This is a genomic window from Haladaptatus sp. HS23, from assembly GCF_056892285.1.
Genome location: NZ_JBXGLH010000001.1, coordinates 517,497 through 534,400, shown reverse-complemented (window position 1 = coordinate 534,400; position 16,904 = coordinate 517,497). Strand labels below are relative to the sequence as shown.

Genomic DNA, 16,904 nt, shown 5'->3' with positions numbered 1-16,904 from the left:
TTCTCACGGGCGCGTCGGTTCGTCCAACGATTCGGGAACGATGTCCTTGCCGAGTACGTCGTCGCACGACTCGCGCGCCCTGATGAGGTCGTACGTGCCGTCGCTCCGAACTAACACGACCGGTGGTTTCGGTTCGGCGTTCGTGTGACTCGCACTTCCGAGCGAGTACGCGCCGATGCGGTCCACCGCTACCACGTCTCCGGGGCCGAGTTCGGGAAGCGGAACGTCCTCGCTCACCACGTCGCCGGTGTAACAGAGCGGTCCCGCGACGTGGTACGTTCGCGTCGCCTCGCGGTCTTTCACCGCGTAGACGGGGTACGGCCAGTAGGACGACACCGCGTTCGTGCCCCCATCGAGGACGGCGAAATCGGCGTAGGGCGTCTCCTTGACGACGCCGACCGTCCCCAGAAAGGTCCCGGCGTTGCCGACGAGACGCCGTCCCGGTTCGACGAACAGGCGCGGTTCGGCGAGGTCGTATTCCGCACACGTTTCCCGAATCGTCCGGGCCATGTGCGCCACGATGGTTTCCGTGTCCGGGACCGCCTCGTCGTAGGGAACGGGGAACCCGCCGCCGAGGTCGATGACCTCGATTTCGACGCCGAGTTCGTCCCGTACGTCCGCCGCGAAGCCGAGCATCTCGCGCGCCGCGACGCCGTAGGGTTCGACGCCGCGAATCTGGCTGCCGACGTGTAACTGGACGCCCGCGAGCGAGACAGCGTCGGATTCGGCGGCCTGCCGTGCGACCGCCATCGCCCGTCCGCTCTCGATGTCGAGGCCGAACTTGCTCTCGCGGGTCGCCGTCGCCACTTCGGGGTGGGTCGGTACCTCCATCGCGGGGTTGCCGCGAATCAGCACGTCGGGAACCGTTCCGGTCGCCTCCGCGGCCACGATTATCTTCTCCAACTCCGTCGCGTTGTCCACGAGGAGGTGGGAAACGCCCCAGTCGAGCGCCCGCTCGATGTCCTCGGGCGCTCGGTTCATCCCGGTGAGGAGTACGTCCTCGGCGTCGAACCCGGCGCGTTGCGTGGCGGTCAGTTCACACCGCGCGTAGGCTTCCGCCTTGCACCCCGCATCCCGAAGCACCGAGAGGATACCGAGGTTGTAGTTTGCCTTCACCGCGAAGTGGACCTCGGAGTCGGGGTAGTGTTCGTCTAACACGCTCCGAAGCGTCCCGTAGTTCGCTCGCAAGTCCTCCTCGAAAAAGGCGTACAGCGGCGACCCGAACGACGACACGAGGTCGTCGGCGTGTCTGCGCAACCGCTCTTTCCGTTCGCTGAGTTCCATGTTCGAACTTCCCACAAGGGGCCGATAACGGTTGACCCTCCCATGCTAGGTCGGAATCGCCCCCCGATTCCCCGTCTGCCGCCATCGAAACCTCCCCGACGCGAAACTATTTGTAGGTGTGAGAGACCAGTGTGTCGGCATGGCCACGAAACCGGAGTCGGTGACCGATGCGTCCTGAAACACCGAACATCGACACGCGCGACGAACTGTCGGCCGTCATCGCCGAGTACGGCGAAACCGTCGACGGCCACCTCGGCGTCTTTCTCGGATTTCCGTCCGGCCCGAACGAGTTCGACGTCGTCTGTTCCGGCGACGAAACGCGCGTCTTCCAGAGCGCGAGTACCATCAAACTCCCCGTCCTCTACGCCCTCTACGAGCGGTACGATGCCGACGACCGACTCGCGGAACTCGACCGCCCCTGTCCGCTCTCGCCCGAAAATCGCGTCGGCGGAAGCGGATTGTTGCACCTCCTCGACGCCACGCCGACGGTCGAAGACCTCGCGCGTGCGATGATTTCGGTGAGCGACAACGCCGCGACGAACCAACTCATCGACCGGTTGGGGATGCCGGCGGTGAACGACGCCGCGGCCCGCCTCGGCATGGAACGAACCCGCCTCGCGCGAAAGATGATGACGACGCTCGAAGACACTGAGTTCGAAGAGTTCGACGTACACGTTCCCGCGGGCGAACCGACGAACGCGACCACGCCGCTCGATTGTGCGCGGTTCTTCGCGGACCTCGTGTGCGAGACGACGCTCTCTTCGACCGCCTACGAACGGATGACCGTCCCGCTCGACGAACAGAAGGACGCGTCGATGGTTCCGCGCTATCTCCCCTACGAAACCGACGTCGCACACAAAACCGGACGGCTTCCGACCGCCGCCCTCGACGCCGGATTTCTGTCGGTTTCGAATCGGGACCGACCGCTCGTCTTCTCAGTCTTCGTCGACGGCGTCGGCGGGACGGAATCGGAAACTGAGGGGGCGACTCCCGACACGGGTGCCGACGCAGCGGACGCCATCGCCGAAATCGGCGACGCAGTGTTTTCGTGGCTCAGATGAGGCGTCGAGCGAGTTCGAACGTCTCGTCCAAGTCGGCGATGTACGAGTCGCTTTCCGGGTCGAGACTGTTGATAACGACCGCTTCTGCACTGCCGTAGGCGTGAACGTACTCGTCGCCGCCGAGGCTGACGGCGACGTGGCCGGGGAAAAAGAGCAAGTCGCCCGGACGGAGTTCGTCGCGTTCGACCGATTGGCCCATGACTCGCTGTTGGTCCGCGTCGCGCGGAAGGATGAGGCCGTTGACCCGATAGGAAATCCACGCCAATCCCGAACAGTCGATACCCTCGCTCGTCATGCCGCCCCAGTCGTACTCCGTCCCGAGGAACGCCCGTGCGACTTCGACGACATCCTCTCCGGTGGGGTTCCCGGGTGTCCGCTGAACCGCCTCGTTCGGTGAGACCTCTTCCCCGGTTCGGAAGACAGCAGTCGATTCGCTTTCGCCATCGATTCGGCAGGGGGTTCCAGCGTACACCGTCTCTCCGCCGGTCGTCGTCGTATCGTGGGCAACGACGGCGTTCGTGTCTTCGACTTGCACTTCGCCGAGGACGCTCTCATCGACCCAACCGAGATAGCCGTCGGGTGTCAGCACTCGCGCCCAGTCGCCGTCGTGGTCGAAGACGGCGACTCGCGCGCCGTACAGAACCTGTGTTACCTGCTCCGCGTCGTCGTCCGCGTCCCCCAGAACCGGAACGACGGGCCGCGTGACGGTCCCGTCCGTTCGGAGCGGTTCGAGAACGGTGAGTTCGCCGCTCGTCGCTCGTCCCGTCGCGCGGGCGACCTCCTCGCGTGCTTTCAGTTCGAGACGGGGAGTGGAAACCGTCCCGCGGAGTTCGATTCCGTCGCCGTCCGACTCGGGAGTTACGTCGAAGACGACCACCCGCGAATCGGGTGCGTGTCTCGTCTCACAGCGCTGTAGCGCCAGTTTCGCGCGATGGGTCGGGTCCGATGGTCCGGTCCCGTCGATGGGTTCCGTCTCGTCCATGTCCCCTCTGTTCGAAGCGACGTAAAAAATCCATACCCTAGTTGGCTACCGTCCGAGTCGGAACCCGTTGTTTACTCCAGACACACCACTTCCGGTTCGAACCGCCCCCCGGTCCAGCGCCACGACCCGACGAACGGGTGTGACCCGTTCAGCGAGACGATGACGTACGAGTATCCGTCCCACGTCGCGTCCGCGGCGTCGGTTTCGCTGGGTTCGTCCGGACCGAGCGGATGGGAGTGGTAGAAGCCGACGACCTCCCGGCCGTCTTCCTCGATTCGGTCCATGACCGCGAGTTGCTCCTCCGGGTCGATTTCGTAGTTCGTTCGCGTGTCCGCCGCGACGTTTTCGGCGTGGAACACCTCCTCGACGGCCGTGTGGTCGCCGCGAGTTCCGGCGAGAATGCCGCAGATTTCGTCGGGGCGGCCTCGGCGCGAGCGACTGATGAGCGTATCGTACGCTTCGCGCGAGAGGGCGAGCATGGAAGTGGATTCGATTCGAAGCCGTATAAACGGGGAGGCCACCCCCAACCGAAACCCACTTGCGCGGGTAGCGGTAATCGACTGACGCGCGAGGGTTGCCAAGCTAGGCCAACGGCGGCGGGCTTAAGACCCGCTCGTGTAGACGTCCATGGGTTCGAATCCCATCCCTCGCATTCCCCGGAACCGTCCGAATTATAACTTGTTGTAAAATACGAAGATGTTCGATACGAAGATGTGAGACGCTATCACGCCTGCCGAATACGTGTGCAACCTTCCATCTATGATTATTGAACGTTTCAAAGTACGTTCTTGAATCCTACACAAACAATACCAATCAGCCAAAATTATTGAACGATATTTACCTTTGTGCCGAATAATCGTAACAATAATCAACCGGTGCTGAAAATCGATGAGCATCGACCCATGGTTTCGGTTCAGACGCGAACGTCGGTGCCCCGTGTACTCATTCTTTTACTCATCGCGGGGCTCCTCGTCGTCGGGCATTCCACCCCGTTAATCGGAGGCGGTGGCGGTTCGGCGCTCGCACTCGCGCCGACGACGAACTCGACGGCGACCACCACTAACACGACGATCAATACGACCACTACCAACACGACCACTACCAACACGACGACGCCCTCGTCCACGACGACCGGAACGACTACGACGGAAACGACGACTAGCACAACCACGACTACCGATACTTCGACGACTACGACGACCGGTACGACCACAGCGACAACCACGTCCACCACGACTACAACGACGCCTCAGCCGACGACGACCACGACTACTACGGCCACTACGACAACGACTACGACCACAACGACCACAACGACGACCACGACAGCACCGCCGCCGACAACGACGACCACGACAGCACCGCCGCCGACAACGACGACCACGACAGCACCGCCGCCGACAACGACCGTTCCGTCGACTTCCACGACGTCTACCACGCCCCCACCGTCTACCAGCACAACGCAACCATCTACCACCACGTCGTCCACGACAGCAACGCCGACCACCCGAGTATCGACGACTACTACGACGCCAGCGACCCTCACGACGGAAACGACCCGAGCATCGACCGAGGCGGATTCTTCCACGTCATCGGAGACTTCGACCGAAACGACCGATACCGCACGCGAAACGACGCCGATGGTGACGACGACCGAGAAGGAGACGACGAACGCCATCTCCGCCCCGAACGGTTCGACGGCGAACGGAAACACGTCGGAGAGCGCCGGAAACTTCGCCCCACCCAGTGACGGCGGTGGCGGTTCCGTGGGTTGGTCCGTCGGAGAGATTTTGGCTCTCTTCGTGGTTTGTCTCGGGTGTATGCTTATCGGCGTTCCGTGGATGTTCTCCCGTGCGTATGAATGGGTAGAATGAATCTCGATGGCGATTTCGTGATTCGCTTATCAAGCGCGGGAACCGACTAAATACCGCACGTTCGAACCCAATGTCAGATAAATGACGATGGGTTTTTCACTCTCGCTCACAGAACCTTAAAAAGTATATGAATGAGGATGGTTCCCCTGACACGCGCGACGTTCACCGCGTGCAACACGACCTCTCCAGCCCGCAGTCACTCAGTACGACGGTGACGGTGGCTGTCGCGGACGTGGCGGGCGTCGAACCGGCGGACATCCCCGAGCAGCTCTACGACGTCATCGACCCCGAGGCCCTCGATAAACTCTTCAAGTCGCGCGACGACGGCACTTCTCGACGCGGGGGCCGACTCTCGTTTTCGCTCTACGGCCACCACGTGACCGTCCGCGGTGATGGAATGATCACCGTCCAACCGGGCCTCGCGCGCATCAAGCAACTCGGCGGCAACCTCCTCGTCGTCGGGTCCGTTCCGGATTCCGTCGTGGACGCCGCCAGCGTTCCGCTCCTCGGCGATTCGACCCGCAAACGGACTCGGCTCTTTGCGCTTCACGACCGCAGTATCTCCACCGCTCGCGACCGTCTCTCCTCGGCGGGTTCGGCCGGGTCGGACGCCCACATCGTCGACTATCACTCCGGCGCTCGTTCCGCGGCCGCTGGCAGCGTGATGCGGACCGACCCGACCGTCGAACACGTGGGGGGAGACATCGAGGCGTTCCGTGACGAAATCGTCGCCACCATCGAACGACTCGATTCGGAACGCAGCGGGTTCGCACCCGCGGAGCTTCGCTTCTGCTTCGACACGCTTCGCCCGTTGGTGGAAAACAACGACGAAGCCGAGGTCGACGCGTTCCTTGAAACCCTCTGCCATCACATCAAGGACGTTTACGGCATGGGTCATTACGTCCTTCCCATCGACCGGGACTCGTCATACGTTCGCGCCATCGCACACCGGTTCGACGCGATAATCGAACTTCGGGCCGGCGACAGAGGCCCGGAACAACGCTGGCATCTCCGGGAGACGAGCTATACGACCGAGTGGTTCGACCTCTGAAACCCGCAAACCATGAGTGACGTACCCGTTCCCGACACCGTCGGCCGAAGCGTAGAGCCGATATTTCGACCCCGAGAGGACCGACCGGGACTGACCGTCATCGACCCGCTCGACCGGTGTCTGTACGTCATTGGAACATCCCGACACGTGGACCCTCACCCGGTTTCAGTCGAGGGGTTCGACGCGCCCGTCGGTGCGGTGGCGCGCGTTCGAACCGACAGAATCGAGTTTCCGTCCATGGTATCTGCCTTCGTCCGCGACACGTCGGGCGAACTCCTCGTCACTATCGACCACGAGACGGCAGCCACGCTTCCGTCCGACGAGTACTACATCGAACTGACGACGACGGTCAAGACGTATCTTCGAGTGAATTCTTCGCTCGATTTCGACATCGGAGAGGACGAACTCACCCTCTCGTTCGGCGACGAAACGGCCGTCGAAATCGGCGCTCGCTCCGCTCACACCCGCCCGGCGGGGACGGTAACGACGACGACCGACCCGGTTGACGTGATGGCGGCGGTTTCCTCGTTCGGGTCGGCGTTGAAGACGACCAGCCCCGAACGGTCGTTTCCCACCCTTCGCGGCCATCCCCCGACGGTCGAGTTCGGCGACGAACTGCACGTACCGGACGACATGCAACCCCCCGAAACGGGCGTGACCATCGAAGTCCCGCCCGCATTCGAATCCATCTTTCCGGTCGCCTCGCTCGCGTACTACCTCGGTGCGACGGTCGTCCCCGGGAACACACCCCGAATCGTCACGGAACAGGGGACGTATCCACTCACCCATCCGAAACGCGGCTTCGAGGGCGAAGTGGGACGCGTCCTCAAACAGACGCTGTTTTTCGACTGCCTCACCCGAACCGAGGGCCTCTACCGGATGGAGTTACACGAACGACGCGCGGTCGAATCGCTCGTCGACCTCGACTTCGAAACGCTCTACGACGCGTCGATTTCCGACCGTCTGGACGCGTATCTCGACGTTCCCTTTTCGATTTTCGAGGACACGCTCCCGACGTGGCGACTCTCGGTGCAAACGACCGCTGAGCCGGGAAACGTGGCCGAACTCCCGTACGTTATCCGGGACCTCCCGACAATCGGCGTGGCGACGACGGACCACGAGTCCAGCACGACGGTAACGTCGGCAACGGATGTCGCGGCGTTCACCCGGTCGACGGAGGTGGACCGTCGGTATCCGTCGGAGCCCATTCCCAACGAGGAGTACGTCGTTCCGCCGGAGACGGAAACGCTCGAACATGCGTGGCTCGGAACGGGTGCGCCGGTCGGCGGCAACAAACTCGCCAAGTCCGGGTTCGAACATCGCGTCGGCCGCGACGGGTCGGCGGACGACCCGCGAATCACCATCGTCTGCAACGACCCGAAGATGCGAGCGGAGTATCGGGACACGCTGTACAGCCACGACGACCTGCCGTTCGACGTAACGGTTGACCGGAACTGCTCGACGGCGGAACTCCGGGACCACCTGTGCAGGCCGACGGACTTCTTCCACTACATCGGCCACGTCGAGAACGAGGCGTTCGTCTGCCACGACGGCCTCCTCCGCCCCGACGACGTGACGGACGTCAACGTCGATATGTTTCTGCTGAACGCGTGCCGGTCCTACGTCCCCGGAAAGCGCCTCGTCGAGGCGGGGAGCATCGGCGGCATCGTCACCTACAGCGAAATCGGAAACGCGGGTGCGACGGTCATCGGCCGAACCATCGCTAAACTGCTCAACGCCGGGTTTCCGCTCCGCTCTGCCCTCTCGATTGCGAAACGACGGCGCCTCGTCGGAAACCAGTACGTGGCCGTCGGCGACGGTAGCGTCCAAGTCGTCCAATCGGAGAGTGCGCCGTTGGTATTCACGGTCGAACCGCTCGGGGACGACGAGTACGAACTCGGAGTCCGAACGTACTCGACGAACCGCCACTCCGTCGGTTCGTTGGTCGTTCCCTACATCGATGACGAACGGATGGCCTACCTCCTCGGCGGCGCCCTGCCGACGTTCACCGTCTCCGGCGAGGAACTACAACGGTATTTAGGCTTCGAGGAGACGGCAGTCGTCTACGACGACGACCTGTACTGGACACCGGAGGTCGACGTCGAACGCGACTTCTCGTAACGCCCTTCCGTTCGCCGGTCCTACCGACAGTCAATGACGAAAACGAACGCAGTCGAACGTCCGTTTCGCCTGCACGACGGTTTCGAGCGGGATGACGACACCTTCGTCGTGACCACGACGCCGTTCGACGGTCGCGTGTCCCTCTCCGACCCCGTCGAAGTAACCGTCCGAATGCCGACGCTTTCGGCCGTCGTCTCCGACGATTCGGTCGCCGACGTGGTGGAAACGGGCTGGTTCGAAACGCTCGAACTCCGGTTGGAAGACGCCCACACGGTCGTTTCGGCGGACGAGGTGACGCCACCGACGATAGAACGCTCGGACGACGTCGTCGTCCTCGAAGTCGCGTTTTCGGGCTACCCCGACAAGGCGGCGGAGGACGCGAAGGCCATCGTCGATTTCGCCGAAGGAACGTGGATGCAGGGTCTCATACCGGGATACGACTACGACGAACCCGCCGCCGGGATGTTGGACCGGGCACACCAGTCGTACGACTAGCTATCGGTAAGTGATAAATCGCGTGCGCCGACATCGACTGACGGAAGAGGCTACCGAACGCGAAAAGCTACCGGACGCGAAGTGCGTCGTCTGCGATTCTCTCCTGTCCGAGGTCAGTCCATCGAGATGTACGTTTGAGTGTCCTCGACACCCTGAACGCCCTGAATTCCGTCGGCGGCGACGGTCTTCACTTCCGCGGGGTTCTCGACGTTCACCTTCACGATGAGGTCCACGTCTCCGGCGACGATGTGGGCATCCTCGACGCCGTCGATGTCGAGTATCGTGTTTTTCAATCGGTCCGCCTCGCCCGTATTCGCCTTGACCATGATGTATGCGGCGACCATCTCAGACACCTCCCGCTCCCGCTGCCGCCCGACTGCCGTTGCCGACGAGGATTCTCCGAACGTCGTCTAACACCCCGAAATCGGCGAGGACGGCCACTCTGTCCCCGACTTCGAGTGAGTCGTCGGGCAGCGGGATGCCGATTCTATCGCCGTGTTTCCCGAACGCGAGAATCCGCGCGTCGGCCGGCAGTTCGAGTTCGCTGATGGAGTACCCGCGCATGGGGGACTCCTCGGTGATAGTGAGTTCGACCACCTGCAGGTTCTGTGCGATATCGGCGATGGCGCGGATGTTCCCACCGAGGAGAGCGTTTTTCGCACCGATAGCGCCTAATCGTTCCGGGTAGACCACCTCGTCCACGTCGCTCGCGAACTTGCGGTAGATGTCCTCTCGGTAGTCGTTGTCGATGCGAAGGATGGTCCGACAGCCGTGATGTTTGCCGACCATGCAGGCCGCGAAGTTGACGTTCAAATCTCCCGTCAGTCCGCCGAGGGCATCCGCCCTGTCGAGGTCCGTCTGTTCGAGAACCGACTCGTGCGACCCGTCCCCTTCGATTACCTCGAAGCCGTCGGTGCGCGCACGTTTCGCTTTGTTCGCGTCGTTTTCTACCAGCACCACCTCGTGACCCTCCTCCCGAAGGACGCGGGCGGTTCGTAGGCCGACCCTCCCAGCACCTATGATAACGAATCGCATGTCACTCCGTACGATAGAGGGGTTGAATAAGCTTTCTCCGGAGAGGACCCCGTACTCAATGCATCTCGAGAGCGGATGGTTCGCGGTACGGAACGGAGATGTCCGGAGAATTCGCGTCGTCAGTTCGACCCGGGCAAAGGTTTTTCTCGCATGATAGAGTATCACACGGCATAATGGTACACGCGTTTATCATGGTGAACACGGCCGCCGGAAAGTCCCAAGGGTTGCTCGAATCGGTGCGTGGCCTGGAGAACGTGGGAGAAGCGCATATCGTCGCCGGGGACTACGACATCGTCGTCGAGGTGGACACGGACGAAGTGTACGAGGTCCTCCAGACCTCCTCGTCCGCCATTCAAGGCCTCGACGGCGTCGTGGACACGAAAACGTATATCGCCATCGACTGATTCTAGACGACGTTCGAACCCCATTGGTCACGGTGTCGTTTTTAGGGACCCGTCCACGACCACGCTCGTTTCGTCGCACCCGCCGCCACGCCGAATATCACCATCGCGTTCACCGGATGAATCGCGGCGACGTAGGTACCGAACTGATGGGCCGTCGCATACTGAACCCCGACGAGCAGATAGAGGACGACCGGTGTCCATTTGAGTGGCCGTGGTAGTCCCCCCAGATACGCGACGACGAGCAACGGAACGGGGACGAACTCGAAGACGTGGACGAATCCCGTGTGAAGTGTCCAGTTCGTCGGGTCGATGAAGACCGCCATTCCCGCGACGTATAGCTGGACGAGGACGCAGACGGTAAAGAGTGCCATCAGGCCGGCGTACCCGTAGCGGGACCACCGCGTTCGTCGGGAAACTCGGTCGCTATCGGACATGGGTCTCTGCCTTTCCCTCGTTTTCCACCGCTTCCCTTTCAACCGTCAGGAGTTCGTACCCGAGGGCGATGCTTGCCAGATAGAGCGGCGATTCGACCCACACGCCCGGATAGCCGATGGCGGCGAGCGGACCGAGGAGGAAAATCGCGGGCACGATACTGACGAACAACGCCGCCGTCAGTCCGTTCACGGCCGTCCGTCGCCACAGCACGACCCCGAAGAGGCTTCCGAACAGGCGTATCGCGATGTACGCGATTCCAATGAGGGCCCCGACCGGAACGAGCGGCGACCCGAAGACGATGCGACTCGTGAGCAATAGGATTGTCGAGGCCGCATAGCTCAACAGCGAGACCAAAAATACGGTGGCGACAGTGCGACCACGGCGACCGTAGTCGAACCCGTATCGGGCGTTCGCCGCCAGCAACGGGACCGCCAGCAGCACGTAGCCGACGGGGTAGAGGGCTCCCACCGCCCCGGGTTCGAACCCACCTCCGGTTCGACCGAACGAAAGCGCGAGCAGGCCGACGCCCCCGACGATGCCGCCGACTCCGGCCGACTTCGTTCGTTGAGCCGTCCACCACTCCGGGGACGAGATGCTCCGTTCGTTCGGTGCCGTATCGGTTGTCATCGTCACGCCCCCGTTGGATTCGGCCGTTCGTCAGCGTCCGTTCCTCCGTTCCCGTTCGCGACCACGATGGCACCCTTCATCCCCATCGATTCGTGGGGTTTGCAGTAGTAAAGCACCGTTCCGGTCGATTCGAACGAGTGTCGGAAGGTCGCCTTCCGCTCCGGATGTCCACTTTCGAACTCGCCGTCCGACGCGACGACGTTGTGATAGCCGCTCCCTTTCCACTTCCACGTGACCGTCGTTCCCGATGAAATTCGAATCGCCGCCGGTTCGAACGCGTACTCGTTCCCCGACGGGCCGACTTCGACGGTGACGGCCTCCTCGCCGGTCATATCCGTCACGGACCCGTAGTTGTCCGTCCCCGAGAGCCACTCCTCCACGCTCGGTCCTCCATCGTCGGAACCATTCGGTCCGCCGTCGTTTCCGTCGCCGGTACACCCGGCGAGGAGGCCGACGGCGGCGAGGCCTCCGGCCGCCCGGAGGAGCCCCCGTCGATTGGTCGCTGTCGGTTCGAATCTCTCTTCGTGCGCTCGGTCACGTTCAGTCGGCGACCCGGTGGCGTCGCGTCGCCGTCGCTGGTCGGTTCGTTTTGCAGCCATCGTCTGTCTCCGGTAACACCGTCACTGGGGACGGGGATAATCCGGATAGCACGGTCGCAGCCTCGGCGAGCCTCCACAACAGCTATATACCAAAAGTAACTCTGCCGGGTTGAAATCGTGCCGAGTGGCGGCGTTTTCGTCTCCCCGTTGGTTCTCTCACTCCGTCGCTTCGCCGCCTCGGCACGCAGAACCGGTTTCGGCGACGGATAGACATTTGAGGGTTGCTCACCGAAGATAGACCGATGTCGGTTCACCCTTCGTCCCGTGCGAACGACACCGGCCGCTTCGGGCGGCTACTCCGCGCCCCGATGCGGCTTCAGACGTACCGTAACCTCTGTTACGTCTTGCTGATGTTTCCGCTGGGTCTCGCCTACTTCACCCTGTTATCGGTCGGATTTCCGTTCGCCGTCGGACTCGTCGTCGTTCTCGTCGGGATTCCGCTCGTCGTCCTGTTGCTCGCATTAGCCGTCGGGTTGGCGGACGTCGAACGACGGCTCGTCGGGTCGTTGCTCGACGTCGAAATCCCGTCGTCTCCCGCCGAACCGCGGCCTGGCCACTGGAACCGTACGAAACACCTCGTCACCGACACTCGCACGTGGAAGGCCGTCGCCTATCTGCTCAGCGAGTTCGTCTACGGGACGTTCGCCTTCAGCCTCATGTGGTGGCTGGTGGCGACGGCGGGGAGTTTCCTGCTCGCGCCGTTCTACTACTCCCGCTCGTCGGTCGTCGCGTTCTCCCCGATTCCGACCCGCCGTTTCACCCTCGACGTCCTGTTCGGGTGGGACAACCTGCTCGTCGGTCTCACGACGACGTTCGAACTCGGGTCGTGGCACGTGGAGACGCTTCCGGGTGCCCTCCTCGTCGCGTGTCTCGGCGCGTTCCTGCTGTTGTGCTCGTTCTCGCTGCTGAACGGCCTCGCTCGTCTCTGGGCTCGATACGCGCGAATCATGTTGCGGACGTCGCCGCCTGAACCGGACGCGGACCGAACGTAACTGAACCGCTCACGCCCGCCTGAGGGCGTACAGAATCGACACCACGCCGCAGAGGTGGGAGACGGTGAGGGACAGCAGGATTTCCGCGTCGGTCGCTCCCGCCGAGGCGGTCAACAGGACGTTCACCGCGGCGGGAACCGCCGTGAGGAGGACGATTCCGAGGGCCAAATACAGCATCGGTCTGCTCTCGTTGCGCCGGTAGCCGCGATAGGCCACCGACGCGACGAACAACCCCACGATGCCGGTGATTCCGGAGAAGCCGAGGGCGAGCGTCTCCGCGTTCGCGGCCGCGAAGGGAAAGAGGGAGAGCCCTGCCTTCTCTCCCCCTTCCTGTGGCGGCCGGGGTCGTGTGACGCCGTAAATCGCGTACAGCACGGCACCGAGTCCGAGCAGTTTGCTCGCGTTGGCGGCCGCCGACCGGTCGACGGCCGAGACACCGGTGAGATTCGTCAGGACGAGTTGTAACGCGATCGGACCCGTCGTGAGCAGTATCAGCCCGAGTGCCAGCCACAGTCGCGCCCCGTCCCGGTTCCGGCGATAGCCGCGAACCACCAGTCCCGCGACGGCGAGCGACAGCACGGAGGTGAGGAGCAAGCAGACGAACACGAGAGCGATAACGAGGGGCGACCCGCCCGTCGCTGTCGTCTGGAGCGTCGAAATCATCGCAACCCCTCGAACAGGTCGGTGAACCGGTCGGCGGCGTTCTCCTCACGATACGTGACCTCGATTTCGAATCTGCCGTCGACCAGTTCGATTTCGATTCTGTCGAGGCGCGCGCTGTACGTCTTGTAGTGATGGCCATCCCTGTCGAGTTCCAGTTCCTCCGCGAGCAGGTCGCGTTCCTGCAGTCGTTCGATACGGCGATACACAGTGGAAACCGATGCGTCGCACGCGTCGCTCAGTTCGTTCGCGGACATGGGTTGCTCGCTCGTATGGCGGAGGATGGCATGGGCGTACTCGTCTTCGAGGAGCGCGGCGATGGCCCGTACCTCGCTCTCCTCGGTCATTCCACTCGGCGGGTATGGGTTCGTCCGTGGAGATGACGACGGTCGGTTCCGGCGGTCGGTACGGGCATGAACTCGGTGGGTGTTCGAACCCGTTCGACTTAAACGGACAGCCACGGTCGCCGGTTCTGCGACTCGGGAAAAACGCGGTTTCTCTCAGTGTTCCAGTTCGTACACGTCGTGGTCTTCGAGGAACGAGTCGAGCCACTCTCGCTGCTCGCGGAGGCGCGGCGGAACGTCCGCGTACACCCGGTCGAACACGTCGTGCGGGTCGGGGTCCTCGACGGCTTCGGCTTCCTCGACGGCTTCGGCTTCCTCGACGGCCTCCGCGAGGATTTCGTCCGCCTCGTCGTAGGCAGCCTCGACGAACTCGTCGTCGACGAGGTCCCGCTCGCGGAGCCACGTCTCGTAGCGTTCGAGGGGGTCGGCCTTTCGCCACTCCGGCAGGTCCCGTTCCACGTCCTCGTACTTGCTGGGGTCGTCGCTCGTGGTGTGGGCACCCTGTCGGTACGTGAGACTCTCGACGAGGACTGGTTCGCCCTTCCGGGCGGAGTCGAGCGCGTCGGCGACCGTCTCGCGGACCGCCAACGGGTCGTTGCCGTCCACCTGCACGCCATCGAAGCCGTAGGCTTCTGCCTTGACGGCGATGCTCTCGCTCGCGGTCTGTTTGTGTCGCGGAAGGCTGATGGCCCAGTTGTTGTTCTCACAGAAGAAGACGACCGGCGCGTCGAACACGCCCGCGAAGTTCAGTCCCTCGTGGAAGTCGCCCTCGCTCGTCGCGCCGTCGCCGAAGTAACACAACACGGCGTCCTCGTCACCGCGGTAGTTCATCGCCATGCCCGCGCCCGCCGCGTGTGGGATTTGCGTGGCGATGGGAACCGCTTGCGGGAAGGTGGGGACGTCGTGGTCGGAGTTGAACTCCGGGCGTCCACGGCGGAACAGCAGGATGTCGCTGATGGGGACGCCGCGTGCGACCTGCATCCCGTTCGAGCGGTAGGTCGGAAAGAGCCAATCGTCGTCGGCCATCGCCAGCGCGGCACCGACCTGCGAGGCTTCCTGTCCGCGGTACGGCGGCCAACTGCTCATCCAGCCACGTCGTTGGAGGGCGATTGCGCGCTCGTCGAATCGCCGGGCGAGAACCATCCGTTCGAACGTCTCCCGGGCGGCTTCCGCTGAGAACGGCGTTTCATCCAACTCGCGTTCCCCGATGATTCGGTTCATGCATGCGGGGATGTATCGCGGTTTCAAAGTCGTTCCGAAAGCGGCCACCTCGGCTAACGGGTGCGTGGATTCTTGGACGGAACTGCAACGACGAGACCGTTCCTGACTTACGCAACGAATCGCCGATAGCCGTCCCGAACGAGCCTTCCGGCACCGCCCAGCGTCAGAATCACTGCGCCGAACACGACCGCATCGTGGACGACCGGAACCGTCGGGAACGGGGTGTACTTTCCGAGAATCAGCAGGACGGTGGCGAGAAGCCACAGGGCGTACAATCCAAGTGCGAACCGTCGGAGGGAATGGTTCATCGCTAGTTATTGTTGGTGAGACTGAATAAGTATCTTCCGCACCAAAACCGACGAAAACATACCCCTATCTCACGGAAGCGGACAGAGACTCGCCGTCAGCATCGCCACGTCGTCCGAATCGTTTCGCGCGCCGTGGACTACGCCGCGTTCGTGGAGGACGACGCCGGGAGCGGAAACCGTCTCCTCCTCGTCGTCCTGAATCACCGTCACCTCTCCCGAGAGGACGTGAAAGACGTTCGTGCTGTCGCCGTGTTCGTGCGGGCTGAGTTCCGCTCCGGAACCAAGCGCGAAGGCCTTCACCAGAACGTCGTCGGTGACGACCAGTTCCTCCGTCAGCACCTCGCCGTCGTCCGGGTCGAGGTCGGGGGTGCGGTCCAACACGCTACTCCTCCGCGTACTCCGCGTTCTCGTCGATGAATCCAGACTTGAAGCTTATCCACGCTAACACGCTGATGAATATCATCGGCGGGAGGATGGCGAACCCCCAGAGCGGGTTGAGTCCCCACCCGAGGATGAGTACCAAGTCTATCAGTCCGAGCGCCATAAACGGAAAGACGGCTTTCGTCGCGCGCCACCGGTCGATGTCGCGCGTCTCGGTCGGCAGTGGCGTTCCCATACCGTGTACTGCGTCGCCGATAACCAAAAATCACCTGTTTACGCTCAAGTGGCTGGCCGTCGTACTCCCCGTATGGTGACGCAACTCGCGGACGACGTGTGGTGGCTCGACCTCGGGAGCGTGAACTGCTATCTCGCCGACGACGGTAGCGACCTGACCCTCGTGGACGCCGGGACGCCCTTCGACAGCGGCGACATCATGCGCGGCGTCCGGGAGGCGGGGTACTCCATCAACGACGTGGACCGGGTGCTGATAACCCACTACGACCTCGACCACGTCGGCTCGCTCGCGCGCCTACCGTTCGACGCGCCGATACACGTCGGCGAAGCGGACGCGCCGCTCCTCTCCGGGGCCGACGCACCCGACTGGCACAACCACAAGGGAGCGTTCCAACTCGCCACGCGCCCGCTCCTCTCCAGTCCCGACGAGGAGGTCATCACCGTCGAGGACGGCGACGAAATCGGGAGTTTCACTGCCTACGCCACGCCGGGCCACTCGCCCGGCCACATGGCCTACGTCAGCGAGTCGCTGGACGTGGCCTTCCTCGGCGACCTCGTTTTCGAAGACCACGGGAAACTGACCGCTTCCGCGTGGGCGATGAGCTACGACACCGAGGCGGTCCGCGACAGCATCGTGTCGCTCGAATCCCGAACCCCCGATTTCGAGGTGGCCGCGATGGGCCACGGCGTCCCCTTCCTCCGCGACGGGAGCGAGCGCCTCCGCGAACTCGCCGACTCGTTGTGAATCGTCGAACGCGCGAACGAGGGGGAAACGCCCTGACCGCCAATCGAGCAA

At 63.0% G+C, this 16,904-nt stretch carries 24 protein-coding genes and 1 tRNA gene; 9 read left to right on the top strand and 16 right to left on the bottom strand.

Annotated elements, in window-relative coordinates:
* Positions 1 to 3 precede the first annotated feature (3 nt).
* A complete protein-coding gene (lysA, locus tag AC1XDK_RS02935) occupies positions 4 to 1,284 on the bottom strand; it encodes a diaminopimelate decarboxylase (RefSeq protein ID WP_483348271.1) in 1,281 nt (426 codons plus the stop codon).
* Between the two features lie 167 nt (positions 1,285 to 1,451).
* Here lysA and AC1XDK_RS02930 point away from each other — a divergent pair, with 167 nt between their 5' ends.
* The gene (locus AC1XDK_RS02930; protein ID WP_483348270.1) at positions 1,452 to 2,345 is read left to right on the top strand and encodes a serine hydrolase; all 894 of its coding nucleotides are present in this window, start codon (positions 1,452 to 1,454) and stop codon (positions 2,343 to 2,345) included.
* Here the strand turns inward: AC1XDK_RS02930 and AC1XDK_RS02925 are convergent.
* The gene (locus AC1XDK_RS02925; RefSeq protein ID WP_483348269.1) at positions 2,338 to 3,327 is read right to left on the bottom strand and encodes a C40 family peptidase; all 990 of its coding nucleotides are present in this window, start codon (positions 3,325 to 3,327) and stop codon (positions 2,338 to 2,340) included. The two genes, AC1XDK_RS02930 and AC1XDK_RS02925, sit on opposite strands and share 8 nt — an antisense overlap.
* 71 nt (positions 3,328 to 3,398) lie before the next feature.
* Complete coding sequence (locus AC1XDK_RS02920) at positions 3,399 to 3,806, bottom strand: desampylase (RefSeq protein WP_483348268.1); 408 nt, start codon at positions 3,804 to 3,806, stop codon at positions 3,399 to 3,401.
* Positions 3,807 to 3,894: 88 nt separating this feature from the next.
* Here AC1XDK_RS02920 and AC1XDK_RS02915 point away from each other — a divergent pair.
* Positions 3,895 to 3,979, top strand: a tRNA-Leu gene (locus tag AC1XDK_RS02915).
* 261 nt (positions 3,980 to 4,240) lie between these two features.
* On the opposite strand, the gene AC1XDK_RS02910 is transcribed toward AC1XDK_RS02915, so the two are convergent.
* Together AC1XDK_RS02910 and AC1XDK_RS02905 are read right to left on the bottom strand one after the other, a co-directional pair.
* On the bottom strand, positions 4,241 to 4,540 hold the full coding sequence (locus AC1XDK_RS02910; RefSeq protein WP_483348267.1) for a hypothetical protein: 300 nt from the start codon (positions 4,538 to 4,540) through the stop codon (positions 4,241 to 4,243).
* A 36-nt stretch (positions 4,541 to 4,576) separates the two neighbouring features.
* On the bottom strand, positions 4,577 to 5,005 hold the full coding sequence (locus tag AC1XDK_RS02905; protein WP_483348266.1) for a hypothetical protein: 429 nt from the start codon (positions 5,003 to 5,005) through the stop codon (positions 4,577 to 4,579).
* Between AC1XDK_RS02905 and AC1XDK_RS02900 the strand changes: the two genes are divergently transcribed.
* From AC1XDK_RS02900 to AC1XDK_RS02885, 4 genes are all read left to right on the top strand, one after another.
* The gene (locus tag AC1XDK_RS02900) at positions 4,971 to 5,201 is read left to right on the top strand and encodes a hypothetical protein (protein ID WP_483348265.1); all 231 of its coding nucleotides are present in this window, start codon (positions 4,971 to 4,973) and stop codon (positions 5,199 to 5,201) included. The two genes, AC1XDK_RS02905 and AC1XDK_RS02900, sit on opposite strands and share 35 nt — an antisense overlap.
* A gap of 127 nt (positions 5,202 to 5,328) precedes the next feature.
* Positions 5,329 to 6,252, top strand: coding sequence for a DUF7504 family protein (locus AC1XDK_RS02895; protein WP_483348264.1), 924 nt, complete (start codon positions 5,329 to 5,331; stop codon positions 6,250 to 6,252).
* Positions 6,253 to 6,264: 12 nt separating this feature from the next.
* Positions 6,265 to 8,373 (top strand): hypothetical protein, encoded by a 2,109-nt coding sequence (locus AC1XDK_RS02890; RefSeq protein WP_483348263.1) that lies wholly within the window; start codon positions 6,265 to 6,267, stop codon positions 8,371 to 8,373.
* Positions 8,374 to 8,406: 33 nt separating this feature from the next.
* Positions 8,407 to 8,868 (top strand): DUF5813 family protein, encoded by a 462-nt coding sequence (locus AC1XDK_RS02885; RefSeq protein ID WP_483348262.1) that lies wholly within the window; start codon positions 8,407 to 8,409, stop codon positions 8,866 to 8,868.
* Positions 8,869 to 8,981: 113 nt separating this feature from the next.
* Here the strand turns inward: AC1XDK_RS02885 and AC1XDK_RS02880 are convergent, their stop codons facing one another.
* The gene (locus AC1XDK_RS02880; RefSeq protein ID WP_483348261.1) at positions 8,982 to 9,212 is read right to left on the bottom strand and encodes an Lrp/AsnC family transcriptional regulator; all 231 of its coding nucleotides are present in this window, start codon (positions 9,210 to 9,212) and stop codon (positions 8,982 to 8,984) included.
* Position 9,213: 1 nt separating this feature from the next.
* Positions 9,214 to 9,903, bottom strand: coding sequence for a potassium channel family protein (locus tag AC1XDK_RS02875; RefSeq protein ID WP_483348260.1), 690 nt, complete (start codon positions 9,901 to 9,903; stop codon positions 9,214 to 9,216).
* Positions 9,904 to 10,076: 173 nt separating this feature from the next.
* On the opposite strand from AC1XDK_RS02875, the gene AC1XDK_RS02870 reads away from it, so the two are divergent.
* Positions 10,077 to 10,307, top strand: coding sequence for an Lrp/AsnC ligand binding domain-containing protein (locus tag AC1XDK_RS02870; protein WP_231185403.1), 231 nt, complete (start codon positions 10,077 to 10,079; stop codon positions 10,305 to 10,307).
* Positions 10,308 to 10,348: 41 nt separating this feature from the next.
* On the opposite strand, the gene AC1XDK_RS02865 is transcribed toward AC1XDK_RS02870, so the two are convergent.
* Genes AC1XDK_RS02865 through AC1XDK_RS02855 form a run of 3 tightly spaced genes read right to left on the bottom strand, consistent with a single transcriptional unit; the run spans position 10,349 to position 11,968 of the window.
* The gene (locus AC1XDK_RS02865; protein ID WP_483348259.1) at positions 10,349 to 10,741 is read right to left on the bottom strand and encodes a DUF6220 domain-containing protein; all 393 of its coding nucleotides are present in this window, start codon (positions 10,739 to 10,741) and stop codon (positions 10,349 to 10,351) included.
* Complete coding sequence (locus AC1XDK_RS02860) at positions 10,731 to 11,369, bottom strand: hypothetical protein (RefSeq protein ID WP_483348258.1); 639 nt, start codon at positions 11,367 to 11,369, stop codon at positions 10,731 to 10,733. The genes AC1XDK_RS02865 and AC1XDK_RS02860 overlap by 11 nt, the downstream gene beginning before the upstream one ends.
* Positions 11,370 to 11,371: 2 nt before the next feature.
* Complete coding sequence (locus AC1XDK_RS02855) at positions 11,372 to 11,968, bottom strand: halocyanin domain-containing protein (RefSeq protein ID WP_483348257.1); 597 nt, start codon at positions 11,966 to 11,968, stop codon at positions 11,372 to 11,374.
* Between the two features lie 242 nt (positions 11,969 to 12,210).
* Here AC1XDK_RS02855 and AC1XDK_RS02850 point away from each other — a divergent pair, with 242 nt between their 5' ends.
* Positions 12,211 to 12,960: a sensor domain-containing protein gene (locus AC1XDK_RS02850; RefSeq protein WP_483348256.1), complete on the top strand. Its 750-nt coding sequence runs from the start codon at positions 12,211 to 12,213 to the stop codon at positions 12,958 to 12,960.
* 9 nt (positions 12,961 to 12,969) lie between these two features.
* Here AC1XDK_RS02850 and AC1XDK_RS02845 read toward each other — a convergent pair whose 3' ends face one another.
* The 6 genes from AC1XDK_RS02845 to AC1XDK_RS02820 all read right to left on the bottom strand — a co-directional run bounded on the left by AC1XDK_RS02845 (position 12,970) and on the right by AC1XDK_RS02820 (position 16,109).
* Positions 12,970 to 13,623 (bottom strand): DUF7521 family protein, encoded by a 654-nt coding sequence (locus AC1XDK_RS02845; protein WP_483348255.1) that lies wholly within the window; start codon positions 13,621 to 13,623, stop codon positions 12,970 to 12,972.
* Positions 13,620 to 13,967, bottom strand: coding sequence for an ArsR/SmtB family transcription factor (locus AC1XDK_RS02840; protein WP_483348254.1), 348 nt, complete (start codon positions 13,965 to 13,967; stop codon positions 13,620 to 13,622). Before AC1XDK_RS02840 ends, AC1XDK_RS02845 begins: the two co-directional genes overlap by 4 nt.
* A 153-nt stretch (positions 13,968 to 14,120) precedes the next feature.
* Positions 14,121 to 15,185: a thiamine pyrophosphate-dependent enzyme gene (locus tag AC1XDK_RS02835; RefSeq protein WP_483348253.1), complete on the bottom strand. Its 1,065-nt coding sequence runs from the start codon at positions 15,183 to 15,185 to the stop codon at positions 14,121 to 14,123.
* Positions 15,186 to 15,292: 107 nt separating this feature from the next.
* Positions 15,293 to 15,493, bottom strand: coding sequence for a hypothetical protein (locus AC1XDK_RS02830; protein ID WP_483348252.1), 201 nt, complete (start codon positions 15,491 to 15,493; stop codon positions 15,293 to 15,295).
* A gap of 69 nt (positions 15,494 to 15,562) precedes the next feature.
* Positions 15,563 to 15,874 (bottom strand): cupin domain-containing protein, encoded by a 312-nt coding sequence (locus AC1XDK_RS02825; RefSeq protein WP_483348251.1) that lies wholly within the window; start codon positions 15,872 to 15,874, stop codon positions 15,563 to 15,565.
* A 1-nt stretch (position 15,875) separates the two neighbouring features.
* Positions 15,876 to 16,109, bottom strand: coding sequence for a DUF8142 family protein (locus tag AC1XDK_RS02820; protein ID WP_483348250.1), 234 nt, complete (start codon positions 16,107 to 16,109; stop codon positions 15,876 to 15,878).
* 72 nt (positions 16,110 to 16,181) lie between these two features.
* On the opposite strand from AC1XDK_RS02820, the gene AC1XDK_RS02815 reads away from it, so the two are divergent.
* Positions 16,182 to 16,853, top strand: a complete 672-nt coding sequence (locus AC1XDK_RS02815; RefSeq protein ID WP_483348249.1) for an MBL fold metallo-hydrolase — start codon at positions 16,182 to 16,184, stop codon at positions 16,851 to 16,853.
* Positions 16,854 to 16,904 lie beyond the last annotated feature (51 nt).